The organism is Nocardia sp. NPDC050717 (assembly GCF_040654275.1).
Classification (GTDB): domain Bacteria; phylum Actinomycetota; class Actinomycetes; order Mycobacteriales; family Mycobacteriaceae; genus Nocardia.
The window spans coordinates 1-4,672 of the sequence record NZ_JBFAHR010000037.1 but is presented as its reverse complement, the minus strand read 5'-3'; the positions used below and the strand labels follow the sequence as shown (position 1 = coordinate 4,672).

Sequence of the window (4,672 nt, the reverse complement as noted above, 5' to 3'; positions counted from 1 at the left end):
CGTCGATCAGGCGCCGTTGCGTAACGACGAAGTCGAAGCAACGGTGCCTGATCGACGGGACCAAGGGGCCGCGACTCGAGCGCGCCAGCGCTCCAACAATTCAGTGATCGAGTTCGCGGGCGACCGCGCGGACGACCTCGGAGATCCGCTGCGACAGCTTGCGGTCCGGGTACTTGCCGCGGCGCAGGTCCGGCTGGACCTTCGTCTCGAGCAGCGTGATCATGTCCTCGACGAGGCCGTGCAGTTCGTCGGGCGACTTACGCGGGCCCGCGTCCTTGCGGGCGGGCTGCTGGGCCTGGTTGCCGCGCACCGTCGGCGGCGCCTCGAGCAGTTTGAGGCTCAGCGCCTGCGGGCCACGACGACCGGCGGCCATGCCGAACTCGACGCGCTGGCCGGGCTTGAGCCCTTCGACGCCTTCGGGCAGCGCGGAGGAACGGACGTAGACGTCCTCGCCCTCGTCTTGGGAAAGGAAGCCGAAGCCCTTTTCGACGTCGTACCACTTCACCCGGCCGGTCGGCACTGCGCTCACCCGTTCATCATTCGACACCCGAACCCTTGTGGTCCGGGTTAGTTCTGCGTTGTCGCGAAAAGAACGCGCCCCACAGCAAGGCAGGACGCGATGTGTCCAGAGTCTACCCCGGTGGCCATACCGCGAGCACATCAGTTTTACGGTGCACCGGTGACGAACTCTTCCCCTGACCGCCCGCGGCGGCCGAGCGATCTGCTGCTGCGACTGGCCGTGGCGCTGTTCGGGATCGGGATCCTGGCGGTGGTCGCGATCTTCCTGACGCCGATCGTCTCCGACACCGAACCCGGGCTCGTGCTGTATCTGCTCGCGCTGCTCGCGCCGGTGGGGTTCCTGCTCGGGTTGATCTTCGCGCTGTGGTCGGGCCGTCGCGCGCGTTGACGCGTCAACCGGTTACCCGCCCCGGTCGTTACCCAGACGCACATGTGATCCTCATCACATAACGGAGAGGTCACGAAGTGTGTGTGCAACCGTCGCGCACATAAACCATGGCGACTACCTGCGCGGACGCCTCGGGGATCACCCTGAGACCACCCCGAGACCACCCTGTACACGCCGGTTACCAAATAGTGACTTTCCCCGCTGTCCGTCGTACCGTTTCTCTCAGCCGGGGCAACCCCCGGAACCACCGGCCCGCCGCACCGAACCTCACCCCGCGGGTACCGGACCCCGATTGGAATCAGGGGTGAGGGCGGACCGGGAGACCTCTCAGTCCGGACCACATGCAGGTGCGCACGAGAGGAAGAAACCCGATATGAGTGGACGCCACCGCAAGCCGACTTCCACCGGCCGCACTGTCGCCAAGGTCGCCGTCACCGGCGCCATCATCGGCACCGCCAGTGCAGCTTTCGCAGGAAACGCCAGCGCGGCCCCCGACTCCGACTGGGATCGCCTCGCGCAGTGTGAAGCCGGCGGCAACTGGGGCATCAACACCGGCAACGGCTACCAGGGCGGCCTGCAGTTCTCGCCGTCGACCTGGAACGCCCACGGTGGTGGCGAGTACGCCGCCACGGCAAACCAGGCCAGCCGCGAGGAGCAGATCGCGGTCGCCGAGAAGGTGCTCGCCTCGCAGGGCTGGGGCGCATGGCCCTCCTGCTCGGCCAAGCTTGGCCTGAGCAGCGGTCCGACCGAGCGCGCCGTCCCCTCCTCGCCGAGCTGGGTCCCGCAGGTCAACGTCCCGCAGGTGCAGGCCGACCCGAGCCAGGAAGTCTTCCAGGCCGTCGACCGCGCCCTCACCGTCGTGCAGCAGCAGGGTGTCGCCGTGCCGCAGCAGGCGCTCGATTTCTTCAACTCGGCCAAGGGCACTCAGCTCGACCCGGCCGTCATCAACTTCTTCGAGGCGAACAAGGGCCTGCTGCCCTCCTGATCGCCCCACGCACACAACAAGAGCCCGCATCCTCGAGGATGCGGGCTCTTGTCTTTCCCGTCCGTATTACACCCGGTTGATGACGGTCTGCGGGTGGACGTACGGCAGCTCGGTGGCCGGGACGGGAAACACGGTCTCCTCGCCGAACGGCGAGAGGTTACCGGCGCGGGTCGCCGACAGTTCGGTCACGGCGTGCTCGCCGTCGGCCACCTGCGGCCAGCCATTGTCGACGTAGGGTTTCTTCGATTTGTTCACCACCGGCTCATTCTGGCATACGCGACAGGGCTGAACAGCGGCTGGCGCACTCCGGTCGGTCCGGATCGAGGTGGCCGCGAACTGTAGGCTGGATCGGATGATCGCGACGGACTCCCTCGCCGATTGGCTCGGTGCGCGCACCGATGCCCAGCTGGTGAAACTGCTGCAGTTGCGGCCCGATCTGGCGGTGCCGCTGCCCGCGTCGATGTCGGTGCTCGCGGTGCGTGCCCAGCAGCGGGCCTCGGTGCTGCGCGCCGCCGACGATCTGGACACGCTGGAGTTCGCGATCATCGAGGCGCTCACGGCCAACGAGGACGCCCGCACGATCGGCGCCGAGCACACCCCGCTGACCCGCGCCACCCTGCACGCGCAGCTGAAGGACCGCGTCACCAAGACCGCGTTCACCGCCGCGCTGACCCGTCTGCTCGATCGCGCGCTGGTCTGGCAGCTCGGCGACGACCTGCACCTCACCCCGAGCGCCGCCGAGGCCCTCCCCTGGCCGCTGGGCGCGACCACCGCGCTGCCCGACGCGCTCACCGAGCCGGAGGTCACCGCCGCGCTGACACAGGCGAGCCCGGCCGAACGCGCCCTGCTCGACAAGCTGGCCACCACGGGGCCGCGCGGGCGCACCAGGGACGCCGCGCCGGGCACGCCCGCCGACCGGCCGGTGCCGCGCCTGCTGGCGGCCCGGCTGCTGCACCGGATCGACGACGAGACAGTGGAACTGCCGGTGACCGTCGGCCAGGTGCTGCGCGGCGAGCCGGTGACCGACCCGCACGCCCTCGCCCCGCCCAAGCCGACGCTGACCAAGAACGCGCCCGCCGAGGTGAACGCTGTCGGCGCGGGCGAAGTCGGTGAGCTGCTGCGCGATTGCGCCGACCTGCTCGACGCACTGGGCCGCCTGCCCGCGCCCGCGCTGCGCGCCGGCGGGCTCGGCGTGCGCGAATTGCGCAGGCTGTCCAAGCAGACCGGGATCGACGAGCAGCGCGCCGGCCTGCTCATGGAGTTGCTGGCCGCCGCCAAGCTGGTGGAGAAGGGCCTGCCGGAGCCGACACCGGAACTCGACTCCACCGACGACTTCTGGGCGCCGACACCCGCCGCCGATGCCTGGCTGGACGCGCCGCCGGCGACCCGCTGGGTGCTGCTCGCGCAGTCCTGGCTCGAACTGGACCGGATGCCGTGGATGATCGGCCTGCGCGACGCCGCCGACAAGCCCATCGCGGCACTCTCCGCCGAGCTGCGCATTCCGCACGCGGTGCGCGACCGGCACGCGATCCTCGGCTTGCTCGCCGAGTACCCGAGCGGCACCGCGCTCACCGCGGGCGATATCGGCAAGCTGCTGGCCTGGCGGATGCCGCGGCGGCGCAGGCATTTCCGCCTCGACGCGGTGACCGCCACCCTGGCCGAGGCGGCCACTCTCGGCCTACTCGGGCGCGGCGCCCTCGACTCCGCCGCCAGGGCCCTGCTGCACGGGTCGGCGACCAGCCTGGCCGACGCCGAGGCCGAGATGGCCGCCGCGCTCCCGGAACCGGTCGATCACGTCCTCGTGCAGGCCGATCTGACGGTGATCGCACCCGGCCCGCTGGTGCCCGAACTGCGTGGCCGGATCGCGCTGGTCGCCGATGTGGAGTCGGCGGGCGCGGCGACGGTCTACCGGGTGAGCGACGCGTCGGTGCGCCGCGCGCTCGACGCCGGGCTCACCGCGGCCGAGCTGCACGCCCTGTTCGCCAACCATTCCCGCACCCCGGTCCCCCAGTCGCTGACCTACCTCATCGACGACGTGGCCCGCCGCCACGGGCAGTTGCGCGCCGGGATGGCGCAGTCGTTCCTGCGCAGCGACGATCCCGCCCTGCTGGCCCAGGTGCTGGCCGCGCCGGTCGCCGACACGCTGGCCCTGCGCGCGATCGCGCCCACCGTCGCGATCGCGCTTGCTCCGCTGAGTGAGCTGCTCGAACAGCTCAGGGCGGCCGGGTTCGCGCCGGCCGGTGAGGATTCCGCGGGCGCGATCGTCGACCTGCGCCCGCGCGGCGCCCGCATCGCGGTCCGCCCGCTGGCCCGCAAGCCCTACCGCCCGACCCCGCCGAGCGACGAACAGCTCGCCCTGCTGGTCACCGAGCTCCGCGCGGGCGAACGCGCGGCGGGCGCCCGCTCCAGCCAGCAGGTCCGCACCGACGGCACCCGCACCGGCACCGCGGCCACCCTGGCCCTGCTCCAGCTGGCCGCCAGGGTGGGCCGCCCGGTGAACATCGGCTACGTCGACGCCCAGGGCGTGGCGAGCCAGCGCGTGGTCGAACCGCTACGCGTCGGCAACGGCCAACTCGACGCCGTCGACCCCGTCACCGGCGCCACCCGCCACTTCACCCTGCACCGCATCGCCTCGGTGGCCCTACTGGAGTGAGCTGACGGCACCCCAGCCCCGCACGACCCGACCCTGAGGAGGGTCCGCCGCGCCAGCGGCGGTCGCGGCCGTCCCGTCGATCAGGCGCCGTTGCGTAACGACGAAGTCGAAGCAACGGTGCCTGATC

At 71.2% G+C, this 4,672-nt stretch carries 5 protein-coding genes; 3 read left to right on the top strand and 2 right to left on the bottom strand.

Going from position 1 to position 4,672, the window contains the following annotated elements; translation table 11 throughout:
- Positions 1-100: 100 nt before the first annotated feature.
- Positions 101-520, bottom strand: coding sequence for a cold-shock protein (locus tag AB0H56_RS31925; protein WP_355271726.1), 420 nt, complete (start codon positions 518-520; stop codon positions 101-103).
- Between the two features lie 159 nt (positions 521-679).
- On the opposite strand from AB0H56_RS31925, the gene AB0H56_RS31920 reads away from it, so the two are divergent.
- Both AB0H56_RS31920 and AB0H56_RS31915 read left to right on the top strand, forming a co-directional pair.
- Positions 680-907: a hypothetical protein gene (locus AB0H56_RS31920; protein ID WP_280219498.1), complete on the top strand. Its 228-nt coding sequence runs from the start codon at positions 680-682 to the stop codon at positions 905-907.
- A 373-nt stretch (positions 908-1,280) separates the two neighbouring features.
- Positions 1,281-1,892 carry a resuscitation-promoting factor Rpf1 domain-containing protein gene (locus tag AB0H56_RS31915; protein ID WP_232996461.1) on the top strand — a complete coding sequence of 204 codons (612 nt, stop codon included), beginning with the start codon at positions 1,281-1,283 and terminating at the stop codon, positions 1,890-1,892.
- Positions 1,893-1,958: 66 nt separating this feature from the next.
- On the opposite strand, the gene AB0H56_RS31910 is transcribed toward AB0H56_RS31915, so the two are convergent.
- Positions 1,959-2,150, bottom strand: a complete 192-nt coding sequence (locus AB0H56_RS31910; RefSeq protein WP_110037333.1) for a hypothetical protein — start codon at positions 2,148-2,150, stop codon at positions 1,959-1,961.
- 94 nt (positions 2,151-2,244) lie between these two features.
- Between AB0H56_RS31910 and AB0H56_RS31905 the strand changes: the two genes are divergently transcribed.
- The gene (locus AB0H56_RS31905; RefSeq protein ID WP_357170540.1) at positions 2,245-4,545 is read left to right on the top strand and encodes a helicase-associated domain-containing protein; all 2,301 of its coding nucleotides are present in this window, start codon (positions 2,245-2,247) and stop codon (positions 4,543-4,545) included.
- Positions 4,546-4,672: the final 127 nt, after the last annotated feature.